Source organism: Aeromonas sp. R1-1 (assembly GCF_040908495.1).
In the GTDB taxonomy this organism is placed as follows: domain Bacteria; phylum Pseudomonadota; class Gammaproteobacteria; order Enterobacterales; family Aeromonadaceae; genus Aeromonas; species Aeromonas veronii.
Genome location: NZ_JBFODV010000074.1, coordinates 1 through 15,475, shown reverse-complemented (window position 1 = coordinate 15,475; position 15,475 = coordinate 1). Strand labels below are relative to the sequence as shown.

Sequence of the window (15,475 nt, the reverse complement as noted above, 5' to 3'; positions counted from 1 at the left end):
CCGGCACCATCACAAGGAGTGAGCCATGATCCGACATATCCTGCTGATCGCCTTCAAGCCGGACACCCAGCCTGCCCAGATAGATGCGGTGCGTACCGCCTTTCTCGCCATTCCCCACCAGGTCAGTGGCGTGACCGCCGTGGAGTGGGGGGAGAATGACAGCCCGGAGGGGAGGGATGGTGGCTTTACCCACAGCGTACTGATGACCTTTGCCGACGAAGCGGCTCGCCAGCGCTATCTGCCCCATCCTGATCACGATGCCCTCAAGGCCATCTTCCGCCCGGTGCTGGAGCGCATCATAGTGCTGGATTACACCCTGCAGGCGGGGGATGCTGTCACCGTCTAATGGCCCAAGCGACAAGGAGAACGTCATGTGGTTAGCCGCAATACAGCTGGTATCTGGCCGTCACTGGCAGGATAACCGGGAGCAGATCGCCGCAGAACTGGCGGCCTTGCCCAAAGAGCAGCCGCTGCTGGTGCTGTTGCCTGAGAACTTTGCCCTGTTTGGCGAACGGCAGGGCTATCTGGATGGCGCCGAGGCCATAGGTGAGGGCCCGATCCAGCAGCAGCTGGCCAAATGGGCCCGCGATTACGGCATCTGGCTGGTGGCCGGGGCTATGCCGACCACCATCGCCGGTTCCGACCATATCCACACCAGCTCGCTGGTGTTTGACCCAAGCGGTGAGCTCAGGGGCCACTACCACAAGATCCACCTGTTCGACGTGGATGTGGCGGACAATCACGGTCGCTACCGTGAGTCGGAGACCTTCAGCCCGGGGGAGGCGCCTGTGTTGGTGGACTCTCCCTTTGGTCCCCTTGGCCTCTCGATCTGTTATGATTTGCGCTTTCCCGAGCTCTACCGTCAGTTGGCCCGTGCCGATGCCCGCGTGCTGCTGGTGCCTGCAGCCTTTACCGCCGTGACCGGCGAGGCGCACTGGGAGCCGCTGCTGCGGGCCCGCGCCATCGAAAACCAGTGCTACGTAGTCGCTGCCAATCAGGGCGGCACTCACGAGACGGGGCGCCACACCTGGGGCCACAGCATGGTGATCGACCCCTGGGGTCGGGTGCTGGCGAGCAAAGAGTGCGGGCGCGGCACAGTGCTGGCGAAGATGGAGCCCGGGCTTATCGACGAATTGAAGCGCACCATGCCAGTGTTGCAACACGCCCGTTTGCTCTGATTGTGTGGTGAAAAATTGAAACGCAGCCGTTTGTCCGTGCTGGAGCATGCCCGTTTGTTGTGATGGTGTGGCTTGTTGCCAACCCGTCGGCAAGACGATTTAAAACAGCTCGTTACGAGAGTGGAGAAGAAGATTGAGTCTATTGAGCCAGGTTAGTGCCTCCCTGTTGGCCCCGAACGATCTCGACGAAGGGCACCTGCAGCAGCTGCTCGGCAGCCTGATGAGCCATCAGGTGGAGTTCGGCGATCTCTATTTCCAGCGCAGCTGGCACGAGTCCTGGATGCTGGAAGATGGCATTGTCAAGGATGGCAGCTACAACATCGATCAGGGTGTGGGGGTGCGCGCCGTCAGCGGCGAGAAGACCGGCTTTGCCTACTCGGACGAGCTGAGCCTGCTGGCGCTGCAACAGTCGGTGACTGCCGCTCGTGGCATCGCCGCCGCAGGTGCTCACGGCAAGGTGAAGGCGTGGGCCCGCACCGAAGCGAACCTGCTCTATCCGGCCATGGATCCGCTGCAGACCCTCGACAAGCACCAGAAGATCGCCCTGCTGGAGCAGATGGACAAGTTCGCCAGAAGTCTGGATCCCGCCATCAATCAGGTGATGGCCTCCATCAGCGGCGTCTACGAAGAGGTGCTGGTGGCCGCCACCGACGGCACCCTGGCCGCCGATGTGCGCCCGTTGGTGCGGCTGTCGGTGACCGTGATCGCCGAGAAGGGGGATCGCCGCGAGCGTGGCAGTGCCGGTGGCGGTGGCCGCTTTGGTTACGACTGGTTCCTCGAACTGGACGGGCTGGAGAGCCGCGCTTTTGGCTATGTGCGTGAAGCGGTGCGTCAGGCGCTGGTCAACCTCGACGCCATCGACGCGCCAGCCGGCACCATGCCGGTGGTGCTGGGCTCCGGTTGGCCCGGCGTGCTGCTGCACGAGGCGGTAGGTCACGGTCTGGAGGGGGATTTCAACCGCAAGGGATCTTCCGCGTTTGCTGGCCGCATCGGCGAGCAGGTGGCCTCCAAGTACTGTACCATCGTCGACGACGGCACCCTGCCGGGTCGGCGCGGCTCCGTCTCCATCGATGACGAGGGGACGCCGGGTGGCTACAACGTGCTGATCGAGAACGGCATCCTCAAGGGCTATCTGCAAGACAAGCAGAACGCCCGTCTGATGGGGGTACCGCTCACCGGCAACGGGCGCCGCGAATCCTACGCCGCCATGCCGATGCCGCGCATGACCAACACCTACATGCTGGCGGGCCAGTATGATCCGGCTGAGATCATCGCCTCGGTGAAGAAGGGCATTTATGCCCCCAACTTCGGTGGCGGCCAGGTGGACATCACCTCCGGCAAGTTTGTCTTCTCCGCCTCCGAGGCTTATCTCATCGAGGATGGCAAGATCACTGCCCCCATCAAGGGCGCGACCCTGATCGGCAACGGCCCCGAGGCGATGAGCCAGGTCTCCATGGTGGGCAGCGATCTTGCGCTGGATCGCGGGGTTGGCATCTGCGGCAAGGAGGGGCAGAGCGTACCGGTCGGTGTCGGCCAACCCACCCTCAAACTGGATCAGCTCACCGTGGGTGGCACTTCGTAGGTTTGGGTTAGCCGCGCAGCGGCGTAACCCGATGCATTCAAACCCCGGCCCTCGCCGGGGTTTTGCTATTCAGGGAACCACATACAACAAAAAGCCCCGGTCGGTGGACCGGGGCTGGCGGGTTATTCGGTATCAGTTGACGGATATGGCGCGGGCGTCGATGAAATAGCGAGCGTTACCCTGTTTGTCGATCTGAATTTTGGCAACCAGCTGTTCTTGATCTTTATATTCCCAGCGTTGCTCGATCTTGGCGAGGGATGGGCTCGCAATCCCAACCACGTTCAGGTACTCGTGAAACAGGCTATGGCTCCCTATTTCGGTCAGCATCTTGTCCATCTGCATACTCTCCTGAAGTTGAGTGGGTATTCATCAACAAACCTATCAGCGTCCATCTGAATAAAGTCTGTATGAAAAACAAACTAACTCATTTGTGTGTCAATAACATGATCAGGAACAAGATCAGTGCAGATCGTCAGGGACTTTTTGATACCGTTTTCAATCAGAGCCGGTGGGCTTCTGCGGCAACTGATCAAACGTGCCGGAAGCCTGCGGTAGCGCCGGTGCGGTTTGCACAGCCTGGCCGCCGTGGAAGACCGGATCCTGTGCCACTTCCTTGATGCCGTTGATGCAAAACTGCATACCCATGCAGACCAGCAGGAAGCCCATGATGCGGGTCATGGCATCGATGCCGGTGGCGCCCAGGATCTTGCAGACCGGATCCGCCAGCTTCAATACTCCCCAGCTGATCAGGCTCATCAGGGCAAACGCCGTTACCACACCGGCGTAGATGGTGAGGCGGTTGTACTCGTCAGGCAGCTCGGCAATCTGGGCTGCCCCGCTTATTACCAGCGCCATGGTACCTGGCCCACACATGCTGGGCATGGTGAGCGGTACGAAGGCAATGCTCTGGTTTATATCGACCCCGCTCTGCTGGCTGGGGGCGGGGAACAGCATGCGAAAGCCGATAAAGCCGATGATGAGGCCACCGGCCAGGCGCAAGCCCGGAATGGAGATCCCGAACAGATCCAGGATCGAGGATCCGATAAAGAAGGTGATGCAGAGGGTGCAGAACAGATAGATGGCGGCCAGATTGACCTGACGGCGCACGTGTTCGCGCGACATCCCCTTGCTCAGTCCCAGCAGCAGGGTGGCCGTGGTGGGCGGGTTGACCATGGGCAGCAGCGCCAGCAAGGTGAGTAATACGACCTGAAAGAACATCTTGAGCCTCGGATAAAGAGTTGGACGTCATGGGGCGGCGCGGGTGGCAGGCCCCAGAGGGAGGCTATCTTATGCTGGTGAAACTGAACATAAGCAGTACAAAAAAGCCCCGGCAGATACCGGGGCTTGTTGTTCGGGTCAGGCCGCTTGCGGCGCTTGCTGTTGCCGGATGGCCCGTTGCTGGAACCAGAGCCAGAGACCGATGGCGAACCCCAGTACAGACAAGCTCACCACATAGTGGGAGGGGGCCAGCATGTCGCTCTTCATCCAGAGGGTCACCGCCATCGGGGTGAGGCCACCGAAGATGGCGTAGGCCACGTTGTAGGAGAACGACAGACCGGAGAAGCGCACCACCGGCGGGAAGGCGTTGACCATCACGTAAGGCACGGCGCCGACAATCCCGACCGCAAAGCCCGCCAGCATGTAGAGCGGCACCAGCTGGCTCGTGCCTGCCGCCAGACCGTGATAGAAGGCGTAGCTGGAGCCCGCCAGCAGCAGGGAGCCGAACATGAAGGTGAGACCGCTGCCCAGCAGGTCGATCAGTCGACCATAGACGATGCAGCCGAGGGTCAGGGCAACGATCGCCAGCGAGTTGGCGGTCAGGGCGTCCGCCGGGGTGATGCCGTAGACCTTCTGCAGATAGGTGGGGGTCATCAGGATCACCACCACGATACCGGCGGAGAGCAGCCAGGTGAGCAGCATGGAGACCACCACGCTGCTCTTGTGGTTGCGCAGTACCGACTTGAGGGGGAGTTCGTCAGCCAGGGTCTTGTTGGCTTTCATCTCGGCGAAGACCGGGGTCTCGTGCAACCAGCGACGCAGGTACATGGCGACGATGCCGAAGATACCGCCCAGCAGGAAGGGCACTCGCCAGCCCCACTCGCTCACTTCGGCCGGGGTCAGGCTCTTGTTGACCGCAGTGGCGATGAGGGAGCCAAGCAGGATGCCTGCCGTCAATCCCGCCGTGAGTGTGCCGCAGGCGACCCCGACTCGACGGGCAGGGACGTGCTCGGCGACAAATACCCAGGCGCCGGGCACTTCACCGCCGATGGCGGCGCCTTGCAGGATCCGCAGTCCCAGCAGGGCGATGGGGGCGCCGATGCCGAGCACCGCATAGGTGGGCAGCAGACCGATCAACAGGGTTGGCAGCGCCATCATGATGATGCTGAGGGTGAACATCCGCTTGCGACCGATGAGATCGCCAAAGTGGGCCATGATGATGCCGCCAAGCGGGCGGGCCAGATAACCGGCGGCGAAGATGCCGAAGGTCTGGAACTGGCGCAGCCACTCGGGAATGTCGGCCGGGAAGAACAGCTCGCCGATGACCACGGCGAAGAAGACGAAGATGATGAAGTCGTAAAACTCCAGCGCGCCGCCGAGGGCAGCCAGACTCAGGGTTTTGTAATCCTGTCGATTGAGGGGGCGGGCGTGATCGTGCTGTTGTATGGTCGTGGTCATATCCGTATGTTTCCCATCGGTTTTTTTAGTTATTGTCACCCCGTGCAAGGGGCATATACAGGTGATCGAGAGTATGCTGCCTGCCTCTTGTGTGTAAATCGCGCAATTCGCAACACTGTCTTGCATCTTTTTGGGGCAATCCGAATGCCCCGCTGGCGGAGGAATGATGGAAAAGAAACGGGTACTGCTCTCCTGGAGCAGCGGCAAGGATTGCGCATGGGCACTGCATCAGTTGCGGCAAGATCCCGCCATCGAGGTGGTGGGGCTGTTTACCACCCTCAATCAGGCATTCGAGCGGGTGGCGATGCACGGGGTGCGCAAGCAGCTGTTGACCGAGCAGGCCGCCTGCGTCGGGCTGCCCCTCATCACCATCGATCTGCCCTGGCCCTGCAGCAACGAGGATTACGCCCGCATCATGACCGGCTTTATCGCCGATGTGGTGGCACAGGGGCTCCGCCATATGGCCTTTGGCGACTTGTTCCTCGCGGATGTGCGCGCCTACCGTGAAAAGCAGCTGGCAGGCACCGGCATCGAACCACTGTTCCCGCTGTGGGGCAGCAATACCCGTGAACTGGCACCGCAGATGGTGGCCGCTGGGTTGAAGGCGCGGATCAGTGCTCTCGACCCGAACAAGCTGGATGCCAGCCTGGGGGGGCACGATTTTGACGAGGCACTGCTGGCGGCACTGCCGGAGGGCGTTGACCCATGCGGTGAGAACGGCGAGTTTCACACCCTGGCCTATGATGGCCCCATGTTCTCCCGTCCGCTCGGCATTCGGGTCGGCGAGACAGTGCTGCGCGACGGCTTTGTCTTTACCGATTTGCTGCCAATCGAAGATTAATTATCGGGCGTCAAATGCTCCCTTTTGCTGGCGCATTCACAGATTTGAGAGGCGGGATGGGGGCACTATTGGCCCCCTCTTTTGATTGAAGATGACAACCTGCCTTATGAAACACATCTCTCGTCCGGCGCTGCTTGCCTCCTTGCTGGCTGCCGCCCTCTCTCTGCCTGCTGTGGCGGGTCAAGCCGCTACCGTTCAGCCAATCCCTGCCGGTGTCACCACCGTCACCTTGGCCCAGCAGGCGCCGATCCACTGGGTGTCGGTGGAGCAGATTGCCAAGAGTCTGGATGGCCTGCCGCCGATGGCGGTCGGGTTTGATATCGACGATACCCTGCTCTTCTCCAGCCCGGGCTTCTATCGCGGCAAACAGGAGTTCTCGCCCAACGACGAGAGCTATCTGAAGAACCCCGCCTTCTGGGAGAAGATGAACAATGGCTGGGATGCGTTCAGCATGCCGAAAGAGGTGGGCAAGGCGCTCATCGCCATGCATCTCAAGCGCGGTGACCACATCTATTTCGTCACCGGCCGCTCGGCCACCAAGACCGAAACCGTGAGCCAGACCCTGCAGCAGACCATGAATATTCCGGCCGACCAGCTCAATCCGGTGATCTTCGCCGGTGATCAGCCGGGCCAGAACACCAAGGTGCAGTGGCTCAAGGATAAGCAGATGAAGCTCTTCTACGGCGACGCCGATGGGGATATCAAGGCGGCGCAGGAGGTCGGCATTCGCGGCATTCGTCTGCTGCGGGCCGCCAACTCCAGCTATCGGCCACTGCCGTTGGCAGGGGCGCTGGGGGAAGAGGTGATCATCAACTCCCAGTTCTGATCCGGAGCGGATCCATGCAAAAGGGCGGGGCCATTGGCACCCGCCCTTTTTGCATCCGTCATCCAGCTCGGGTCAGTCGTCTGCCCACGGCATCTCGGGCAGGCTGTCGAGGAACTCGCCGTAACGGGTCAGATTGAAGGGGCCCTGATCGGCCTCCATCGCCATCAGCTCGGCACCGAGGGCGCAGGCGATATATTGCAGCGCCTCTTCCCGCGGGGTGCCCTTCATCACCAGTCTCATCAAGGTAGCTTTCACGTGGGGCGGGTGACCGTCGTTGAGCTGGTTCTCCACCATCTCCAGCAGCGCGTCTTCGTCAAAAAATTCCTGAGTGTCGTTCATGGGATATCCGCAACAGTGAATGTGGCGGCCAGTATAGCCTGAATGGGGCTAACACCTTGAACGGCCTGCGAATAAACAATCCGATGGGGAGGCCATTTGTTACCCATAATTAGGAGGAGTTTGCCAAGGCAAACAGGTTGGAACACAGATAACATGGATGGACACGCCTATGCCCACGATAGATTCCCTGCTGGCCGAGCCCAAGCTACTGCCCCAGATCCCGGAAGTGATGCGCGATTTGATCCAGACCTTCAATGAAAAGGATCCGGATCTGCTCAAGATCAGCAAGTTGATCAACAAGGACCCTGTCATCTCCGCCAAGTTGCTGCGGCTGGCCAACTCGGCCAAATTCGGCAGTAGTCGTCAGATCGGCACCGTCAATGAAGCCGCGGTGCGGCTGGGGTTGGCGATGGTGCGCAACATGGTGCTGGCCTGCGGGCTCACCGAGTCGGTCACTGCGGTGCCCGGCATTGACCTCAAACATTTCTGGGGCTGTGTCTTCAACGTGGCGGAGCTGGCGCGTCGTCTGGCGGTGAAGAAGGGGATGAAAGGGGATGAGGTCTTTACCTGCGCCCTGCTCTACGATCTCGGCCGCTTGGTGATGCACGTAGGCTTGCCGGAAAACACAGTCCACCACATTCACGATCTGGAGTTGCACAAGGGACGGGCCAAGGCGGAAGAGCTGGTGGTCGGCTTCAACTATGCCCAGGTCGGGGCGGCCATGGCACGTTACTGGAAGTTCCCCGAGACCATCAGCAATGCGGTGGAGTATCACTACAACCCCATGCTGGCCAAGGAGTTCTCTCCCGAGGCCGGGTTGATCCATCTGGCGATCGTGCTGGCTGCGCAATCCGATGTGGGGGAAGAGGCGCCACCCGAGTGGCCCCACAAGGTGGCAGATGCACTGGGGCTGAGCTGGGCCGATTGTGCCGCCCAGTTCACTGCACTGCGCGAGCAGGGTAATGGCTACGCCGGGTTGCTGGCTGCCTGAGCCCGTTTATCCCATCTCATCAGGGGCCAACGCGGCCCCTTTTTCATGGCCGATGGCGCCACAGGCTTGCCAGCCCGGGAGTGACGGGGCACTCTTTGCCCTTCACTTTCCGTTTGAGAGCCCTTGCCATGATTGCCTCCTCCCGCCTGATCCTGCGCGAAATGATCGCCACCGACGCCCCCTTCATCCTTGAGCTGCTCAATGACGGCGACTTTTATCGTTACATCGGTGATCGGGGCATTCGCACCCTGGAGCAGGCGCAGGAGTATATCCAGCAGGGGCCGGCGGTCAGCTATGCCCGTTATGGTCACGGACTCTATCTGGTGGAGCGCAAGGAAGACGGTGCCAGCCTCGGTATCTGCGGTCTGATCAAGCGCGACACCCTGGAGCGGGTCGATATCGGTTACGCCTTCCTGCCGCAATATCGCGGTCAGGGCTACGCTATTGAAGCGGCGCAGGCCGCCCTTGCCGATGGCAAAAGCCGGTTGGGGATTGGGCAGGTAGTTGCCATCGTCACTCCGGGCAACGAGCGATCCATCGGCCTGCTGGCCAAGCTGGGGCTGGTGCGCAGTCGGCTGGTCAAGCTGAGCGAAGATGCCGATGAGTGCCTGCTGCTGGAGCAGTGATCAAGGTCAGAGAGCTGAAAAGCGAATGGCGAGGTAGCGGTCAGGCTGAGTGACAAGCAAGAGACTGGAGCTGGCTAAAGGCGGAGGGGGATAAGCAAAGAGGCCGCCGTGAGTTGCGGCCTATCTGCATCGGGCGCTGCCGGAGGGCAGGCAGGATCAGTTGAGGTCTTCGATGGAGAACTCGCCAGCGATACCATCACAGGAGATGGCGAAACCGCCGCTGAAGCGGGTGCTGAACTGGATCAGGAACGCATCATTGTCGTGCTCTTGCACAGGCAGGTTGATGGGCTTGCTGCGACGCAGGGGCTTGTGTGTTTGTACTGCTTTCATCATGGTATTTCTCTATATGAATTAGGTGTTTGCTCCTTGTATTGGCAAATGTCAGGTCAATGGGCGCGGTCGATTGGGTGAACGACAAGCGCGCAGGAATACCCAGCCCGGTTAAGGGGCGTCTGCACTTTCAAGGAATATGCTGATGCATAAATCAAATTGGGTGGGCAGATCGGGTCTGCACCGTGAGAGCCGGGCAACGCAGGCAGACAGCCTGACGGTTCTCAAGGCGAGTAAATCAGAAGAAGGTTATGCGGGTACTGGCAGGATTCATCGTGAGGTGAAGCATTGCAGGGTAAACATAAACAGGGCTGATTAACTAGCCGACGCGCATTCTCTCCTCGAAATGAATAAAAAGCAAACAATAATTTGCCGATGTTGAAGCCAGTACGCTTTTCCTCTGTGTAATCAAGGTGCTATCAGCAGCAAATATTCGCAACTATCCGCCATAAAAAGAGGGCTCCCGACGGGAGCCCTCTCTCATTCTGCAATCAGCACAGTGGGCCGACTCAGTAGTCGCCACAGGCCTTCTTGGCAGCCGTGATCATCGGGGTGATGGTCATGCCTTGCACCACGATGGAGAACATCACCACCGAGTAGGTCATCACCAGGATGACCTCCCGCAGATCGACACCATGTTCCGGGATCATCATGACGCCGGAGGGGAGTGCCAGCGCCATCGCCATGGCCAGACCACCGCGCAGGCCACCCCAGGTGAGGATCCGTACCGAGAAGGTGTTGTAATTGCGGAATCGGCGGAAAGCCACATAGGGCAGCGACACGCTGATAAAGCGGGCACCCAGGCAGAGCGGCACCGCAATGACCAGTAGGATCCAGTCACGCCAGGCGAGATCCAGCAGTACCAGCGCCAGACCGATCAGCAGGAACAGCAGGGCGTTGAGGAACTGGTCCATCAACTCCCAGAAGTGATCCAGGTGATGGCTGCTCTGCTCGGAGAAGCCGGAGTGACGGGTCCAGTTGCCGATCATGATGCCGGTGACCACCATGGCCAGTGCGCCGGAGACGCCGATCATGTTGGCAAAGGCGAAGCCGGCGGTCGGGATGCAGAGGGTCAGCAGCAGCTCCAATGAACCGTCATCGGTGGCGCTGATCATCACGTGGGCGATGAGGCCCAGCACGGCGCCGAACAGGATGCCGCCGAGGGCTTCGTGCAGGAACAGACCGGCCACGCTACCGAAGGTGGGTTCGACACCGCCAAAGGCGACGGCAAACACGGTAGCGAAGATGACGAGGCCAACACCGTCGTTGAACAGGGATTCCCCTTCAATCTGGATGGCGATCTGGGGTGGCGCCTTCATCTTCTTGACGATGGCCAGGACGGCAATCGGGTCAGTGGGGGAGATCAGCGCGCCGAACAGCATGCAGTAGACCAGCGGCAACTCCCAGCCCAGCAGCTTGGCGATAAACCAGAAGCCGTAGCCGATGAGGAAGGTGGAGAGCAGGGTGGCAATGATGGCCAGAATGGTGATCTCCCACTTCTGGCTACGCAGCGCCTTGAGGTTGATGCCAAGACCACCGGCGAACAGCAGGAAGCCCAGAATCCCCTTCAGCAGGAAGTTCTGGAAGTCGATGCTCTCCATGGTCTTGACGGCGAGAGGTTCCAGATTGAACCAACCCAGTTTGCCAAACAGCACCAGCAGTGCGGAGATCAGCATGGAGCCCGCAGTAATGGCGATGGTGGTCTGGATCTTCACAACATACTGGTTGGCAAAGGCGATAAAAATCGCCAACGCTGCCAGAAAACAGAGTGTGTAGTAGACGCTCATAGTTATTTTTTTCTCGTTGGTAGACAGCAAGCACGTATCCCTATGCAGGACGGGCATAGGTTACTCTCGGGCCCTATGTTACTCATTACCCATAAATGAGTATATGGTGGCGCATTTGGACTGATAGACGGCTAGATTTCCATTTTATTTGTTTGCTGTTAGGATGCTGTTTACGCAGTTGCATGGATGTAAGAGGAACACGCGGTGTCGAACGTAATGTCGAGCAGAGAGCCGAGCAAGCAGTCGGACGTAACAAAGAAGCTGGAAGCCTGCCTCAGGGAGCGGATCCTGATCATCGACGGGGCCATGGGCACCATGATCCAGGGCTACAAGCTGGGGGAGGCAGATTATCGGGGTGAGCGGTTTGCCGACTGGCATACCGACATCAAGGGCAACAACGATCTGCTGGTGCTGACCCGTCCGGCGGTGATCCGCGAGATCCACGAGCAGTATTGCGCTGCCGGGGCCGACATTCTCGAGACCAACACCTTCAACGCCACTCGCATCGCCATGGCCGATTACGAGATGGAAGAGTTTTCCGCCGAGATCAACCGTGAAGCCGCCCGTCTGGCCCGCGCCGTGGCAGACGAGTGGACGGCAAAAGATCCCGCTAAGCCGCGCTTCGTCGCAGGGGTGTTGGGCCCCACCAACCGCACCGCCTCCATCTCGCCGGATGTGAACGATCCCGGCAAGCGCAACGTCACCTATGACCAGCTGGTGGCCGCCTACACCGAATCGACCCACGCCCTGATCGAGGGCGGCGCCGACATCATCCTGATCGAGACCATCTTCGATACCCTCAACGCCAAGGCTGCCGCCTTCGCGGTGGAAGGGGTGTTCGAGGCGCTGGGCTACAGCCTGCCGGTGATGATCTCCGGTACCATTACCGATGCCTCCGGTCGTACCCTCTCCGGCCAGACCACCGAAGCCTTCTACCATTCGCTGCGCCACGTCAAACCGGTCTCGTTCGGTCTCAACTGTGCGCTCGGGCCAGACGAGCTGCGCCAGTATGTGGAGGAGTTGTCGCGCATCAGCGAATCCTGCGTCAGCGCCCACCCCAACGCCGGTCTGCCCAATGCGTTCGGCGAGTACGATCTCGATGCCGTCGAGATGGCGGAGCATATCCGCGAGTGGGCCCAGAGCGGCTTCCTCAACCTGGTCGGCGGTTGCTGCGGCACCACCCCGACTCATATCCGCGCCATGGCCGATGCCGTGGCGGGCATCAAGCCGCGTGTGCTGCCCGAGCTGCCGGTGGCCTGTCGTCTGTCGGGCCTCGAGCCGCTGATCATCACCCCCGAGTCCATGTTCGTGAACGTGGGGGAGCGCACCAACGTCACCGGTTCGGCCAAGTTCAAGCGGCTGATCAAGGAGGGGCTCTACGACGAGGCGCTCGATGTTGCCAAGCAGCAGGTAGAGAACGGCGCCCAGATCATCGACATCAACATGGACGAGGGGATGCTGGACGCCGAAGCGGCCATGGTGCGCTTCCTCAATCTCATCGCCGGTGAGCCGGACATCGCCCGGGTGCCTGTGATGATCGACTCCTCCAAGTGGGAGGTGCTGGAAGCGGGCCTCAAGTGCGTGCAGGGCAAGCCGGTGGTCAACTCCATCTCCATGAAAGAGGGGGAGGAGAAGTTTATCCAGCAGGCCAGATTGCTGCGCCGTTACGGCGCCGCCGTTATCGTGATGGCGTTCGATGAAGCGGGGCAGGCCGACACCCGCGCCCGCAAGTTCGAGATCTGCCAGCGTGCCTACCGGATCCTGGTGGATCAGGTCGGTTTCCCGCCGGAAGACATCATCTTCGACCCCAATATCTTCGCGGTAGCGACCGGCATTGATGAGCACAACAACTACGCGGTGGACTTCATCGAGGCGGTGAAGGACATCAAAACGCACCTGCCCCACGCCATGATCTCCGGCGGCGTCTCCAACGTCTCGTTTTCGTTTCGCGGCAACGAGCCGGTGCGCGAAGCCATTCACGCCGTATTCCTCTACCACGCCATCAAGAACGGTATGGACATGGGGATCGTCAATGCCGGCCAGCTCGCCATCTATGAAGACATTCCGGCCGAGCTGAAAGAGAAGGTCGAGGCGGTGGTGCTCAACCTCAATGACAACGCCACCGAAGAGCTGCTGGCCATCGCCGAGAAGTATCGCGGTGCCGGTGCCCAGGCGGAGGATCCGCGGGATCAGGAGTGGCGCAGCTGGCCGGTGGGCAAACGGCTGGAGCACGCACTGGTCAAGGGGATCACCGACTTTATCGAAGAGGATACCGAAGAGGCACGCGCTGGCGCGGAGAAGCCGCTGCACGTCATCGAAGGGCCGCTGATGGATGGTATGAACGTGGTCGGCGACCTGTTCGGCGCGGGCAAGATGTTTCTGCCGCAGGTGGTGAAATCGGCCCGGGTGATGAAGCGGGCGGTGGCCTATCTGCAGCCCTATATCGAGGCGGAAAAATCGGGCGGCTCCAGCAATGGCAAAATCGTGCTGGCCACCGTCAAGGGTGATGTGCACGACATCGGCAAGAACATCGTCGGGGTGGTGCTGCAGTGCAACAACTTCGAGATCGTCGACCTCGGTGTCATGGTCTCCTGCGAGACGATTCTCAAGACTGCGCGGGAGGTCGGCGCCGATATCATCGGGCTGTCGGGTCTCATCACCCCGTCGCTGGACGAGATGGTGCACGTGGCCAAAGAGATGGAGCGTCAGGGCTTCAAGCTGCCGTTGCTGATCGGCGGCGCTACCACCTCCAAGGCGCACACTGCGGTGAAGATAGAGCAGAACTACTCGGAGCCTGTGGTCTATGTCTCCAACGCCTCCCGCGCGGTGGGGGTGGCCCAGAGCCTGCTCAGCCCGGATCTGAAGGAGGCGTTTGTCGCCCGCATTAACAAGGAGTACGAGATTGCCCGGGATCAGCATGCCCGCAAGCAGCCGCGCTCCCGCCCGGTCAGTCTGGCCCATGCCCGCGCCAACCGGCATCAGCTGGATTGGGTTGGCTACCAGCCACCCAAGCCCCGCGAGCTCGGGGTGCAGAAGTTCGAAGATGTGCCCATTTCGGTGTTGCGCCCCTACATCGACTGGACGCCGTTCTTCCTCAGCTGGGAGCTGGCGGGCAAGTATCCGCGCATCCTCGAGGACGAGATCATCGGCGAGGAAGCAACCAAGCTGTTTGCCGACGCCAACGCCATGCTGGATCAGCTGGAAAAGGATCAGAGCGTGCGCTGCGCCGGGGTGATCGGCCTGTTCCCGGCCAACGCGGTAGGGGATAGCATCGAGGTCTACAGCGACGAGTCCCGCACCGAGGTCATCAAGGTGTTGCACCACCTGCGCCAGCAGAGCGAGAAGCAGGGCTTCCCCAACTACTGTCTGGCGGACTATGTGGCACCGAAAGAGAGCGGCAAACCCGACTGGATCGGCGCCTTCGCGGTGACCGGCGGCATCGGTGAGGAGGCCATCGCCAAGGCCTACAAGGCGCAGCACGATGACTACAACGCCATCCTTATTCAGGCGGTGTGCGACCGTCTGGCCGAAGCCTTTGCCGAGTATCTGCACGAGCAGGTGCGCAAGGTACATTGGGGTTATGCTCCCGACGAGGCCCTCAGCAACGAGGAGCTCATTCGCGAGAACTATCAGGGCATCCGCCCGGCCCCCGGTTATCCGGCCTGTCCGGAGCATACCGAGAAGGGAAGCATCTGGGAGCTGCTGGAGGTGGAGCAGGCTATCGGCATGCAGCTCACCGAATCCTACGCCATGTGGCCGGGGGCGGCGGTGTCGGGCTGGTACTTCTCCCACCCCGAGAGCAAATACTTCGCGGTGGCACAGATCCAGCAAGATCAGGTGGAAGATTACGCCGTTCGCAAGGGGATGACGCTGGCCGAGGCCGAGCGCTGGTTGGGGCCAAACCTGAACTGATTTCCGCGTGACACCGGTTGATCTTTAACGAGAAACGGCGGCATCCTTGCACGGGTTGAACAACCTGCGCAGAGCCGCCGTTTAACCTGTTGGTCACAGTGACAGGGTAGAGTGCGGTTTGGCGTGGTTTGTCTTGTTGTCAGGATAAACAATTGGCGTTGTCTTGGCGCTGTGGCACCTTATACTCTCCCGCCCCATCCTGCCCAGGCACAGCCTTCTAGCGGAATTGTCATGAAGATCGCCATTTTATCCCGTGAGCCGAAAAACTACTCCACCCGCCGTCTGGTCGAGGTGGCACAGGCGCGCGGTCATCAGGTAGAGGTGCTCGACACCCTGCGCTGCTATATGAATATCGCTTCCCACAACCCCTCCATTCACTACGAGGGT

Annotated in this window: 14 protein-coding genes and 1 pseudogene; 9 read left to right on the top strand and 6 right to left on the bottom strand. The window is 60.5% G+C overall.

Annotated features, from left to right (window positions below):
- The first annotated feature begins 25 nt into the window (after positions 1–25).
- The 3 genes from AB5Y92_RS04375 (at position 26) to tldD (ending at position 2,760) form a co-directional block, all read left to right on the top strand.
- Positions 26–346 carry a Dabb family protein gene (locus AB5Y92_RS04375; protein WP_149153723.1) on the top strand — a complete coding sequence of 107 codons (321 nt, stop codon included), beginning with the start codon at positions 26–28 and terminating at the stop codon, positions 344–346.
- Positions 347–371: 25 nt separating this feature from the next.
- Positions 372–1,178, top strand: a complete 807-nt coding sequence (locus AB5Y92_RS04370; RefSeq protein ID WP_368225711.1) for a carbon-nitrogen hydrolase family protein — start codon at positions 372–374, stop codon at positions 1,176–1,178.
- A gap of 133 nt (positions 1,179–1,311) precedes the next feature.
- Entirely contained in the window at positions 1,312–2,760 is a 1,449-nt protein-coding gene (gene tldD, locus AB5Y92_RS04365; RefSeq protein ID WP_368225709.1) for a metalloprotease TldD, read from the top strand.
- A gap of 132 nt (positions 2,761–2,892) precedes the next feature.
- Here tldD and AB5Y92_RS04360 read toward each other — a convergent pair whose 3' ends face one another.
- The 3 genes from AB5Y92_RS04360 to AB5Y92_RS04350 all read right to left on the bottom strand — a co-directional run bounded on the left by AB5Y92_RS04360 (position 2,893) and on the right by AB5Y92_RS04350 (position 5,436).
- Entirely contained in the window at positions 2,893–3,096 is a 204-nt protein-coding gene (locus AB5Y92_RS04360) for a hypothetical protein (protein WP_005340062.1), read from the bottom strand.
- A gap of 159 nt (positions 3,097–3,255) precedes the next feature.
- Positions 3,256–3,978 (bottom strand): MarC family NAAT transporter, encoded by a 723-nt coding sequence (locus AB5Y92_RS04355; RefSeq protein WP_110304195.1) that lies wholly within the window; start codon positions 3,976–3,978, stop codon positions 3,256–3,258.
- 138 nt (positions 3,979–4,116) lie between these two features.
- Positions 4,117–5,436: an MFS transporter gene (locus AB5Y92_RS04350; RefSeq protein ID WP_258721591.1), complete on the bottom strand. Its 1,320-nt coding sequence runs from the start codon at positions 5,434–5,436 to the stop codon at positions 4,117–4,119.
- A gap of 166 nt (positions 5,437–5,602) precedes the next feature.
- Here AB5Y92_RS04350 and AB5Y92_RS04345 point away from each other — a divergent pair, with 166 nt between their 5' ends.
- Both AB5Y92_RS04345 and aphA read left to right on the top strand, forming a co-directional pair.
- The gene (locus AB5Y92_RS04345; protein ID WP_368225740.1) at positions 5,603–6,277 is read left to right on the top strand and encodes an ATP-binding protein; all 675 of its coding nucleotides are present in this window, start codon (positions 5,603–5,605) and stop codon (positions 6,275–6,277) included.
- Between the two features lie 106 nt (positions 6,278–6,383).
- Positions 6,384–7,103 carry an acid phosphatase AphA gene (gene aphA, locus AB5Y92_RS04340; RefSeq protein WP_005342927.1) on the top strand — a complete coding sequence of 240 codons (720 nt, stop codon included), beginning with the start codon at positions 6,384–6,386 and terminating at the stop codon, positions 7,101–7,103.
- Between the two features lie 72 nt (positions 7,104–7,175).
- Here the strand turns inward: aphA and AB5Y92_RS04335 are convergent, their stop codons facing one another.
- Entirely contained in the window at positions 7,176–7,442 is a 267-nt protein-coding gene (locus tag AB5Y92_RS04335; RefSeq protein WP_005348674.1) for a hypothetical protein, read from the bottom strand.
- 169 nt (positions 7,443–7,611) lie between these two features.
- On the opposite strand from AB5Y92_RS04335, the gene AB5Y92_RS04330 reads away from it, so the two are divergent.
- Positions 7,612–8,433, top strand: coding sequence for an HDOD domain-containing protein (locus AB5Y92_RS04330; protein ID WP_019446506.1), 822 nt, complete (start codon positions 7,612–7,614; stop codon positions 8,431–8,433).
- Positions 8,434–8,561: 128 nt separating this feature from the next.
- Positions 8,562–9,059 carry a GNAT family N-acetyltransferase gene (locus AB5Y92_RS04325; protein WP_107682222.1) on the top strand — a complete coding sequence of 166 codons (498 nt, stop codon included), beginning with the start codon at positions 8,562–8,564 and terminating at the stop codon, positions 9,057–9,059.
- Between the two features lie 156 nt (positions 9,060–9,215).
- On the opposite strand, the gene AB5Y92_RS04320 is transcribed toward AB5Y92_RS04325, so the two are convergent.
- Both AB5Y92_RS04320 and AB5Y92_RS04315 read right to left on the bottom strand, forming a co-directional pair.
- Complete coding sequence (locus AB5Y92_RS04320; protein ID WP_005340085.1) at positions 9,216–9,392, bottom strand: hypothetical protein; 177 nt, start codon at positions 9,390–9,392, stop codon at positions 9,216–9,218.
- Between the two features lie 506 nt (positions 9,393–9,898).
- Positions 9,899–11,176, bottom strand: a complete 1,278-nt coding sequence (locus AB5Y92_RS04315; RefSeq protein WP_019446508.1) for a sodium:proton antiporter — start codon at positions 11,174–11,176, stop codon at positions 9,899–9,901.
- A gap of 216 nt (positions 11,177–11,392) precedes the next feature.
- Here AB5Y92_RS04315 and metH point away from each other — a divergent pair, with 216 nt between their 5' ends.
- Positions 11,393–15,088: a methionine synthase gene (gene metH, locus AB5Y92_RS04310; RefSeq protein ID WP_368225738.1), complete on the top strand. Its 3,696-nt coding sequence runs from the start codon at positions 11,393–11,395 to the stop codon at positions 15,086–15,088.
- A 231-nt stretch (positions 15,089–15,319) separates the two neighbouring features.
- Positions 15,320–15,475: pseudogene (locus AB5Y92_RS04305) on the top strand (30S ribosomal protein S6--L-glutamate ligase); the annotation flags it as partial.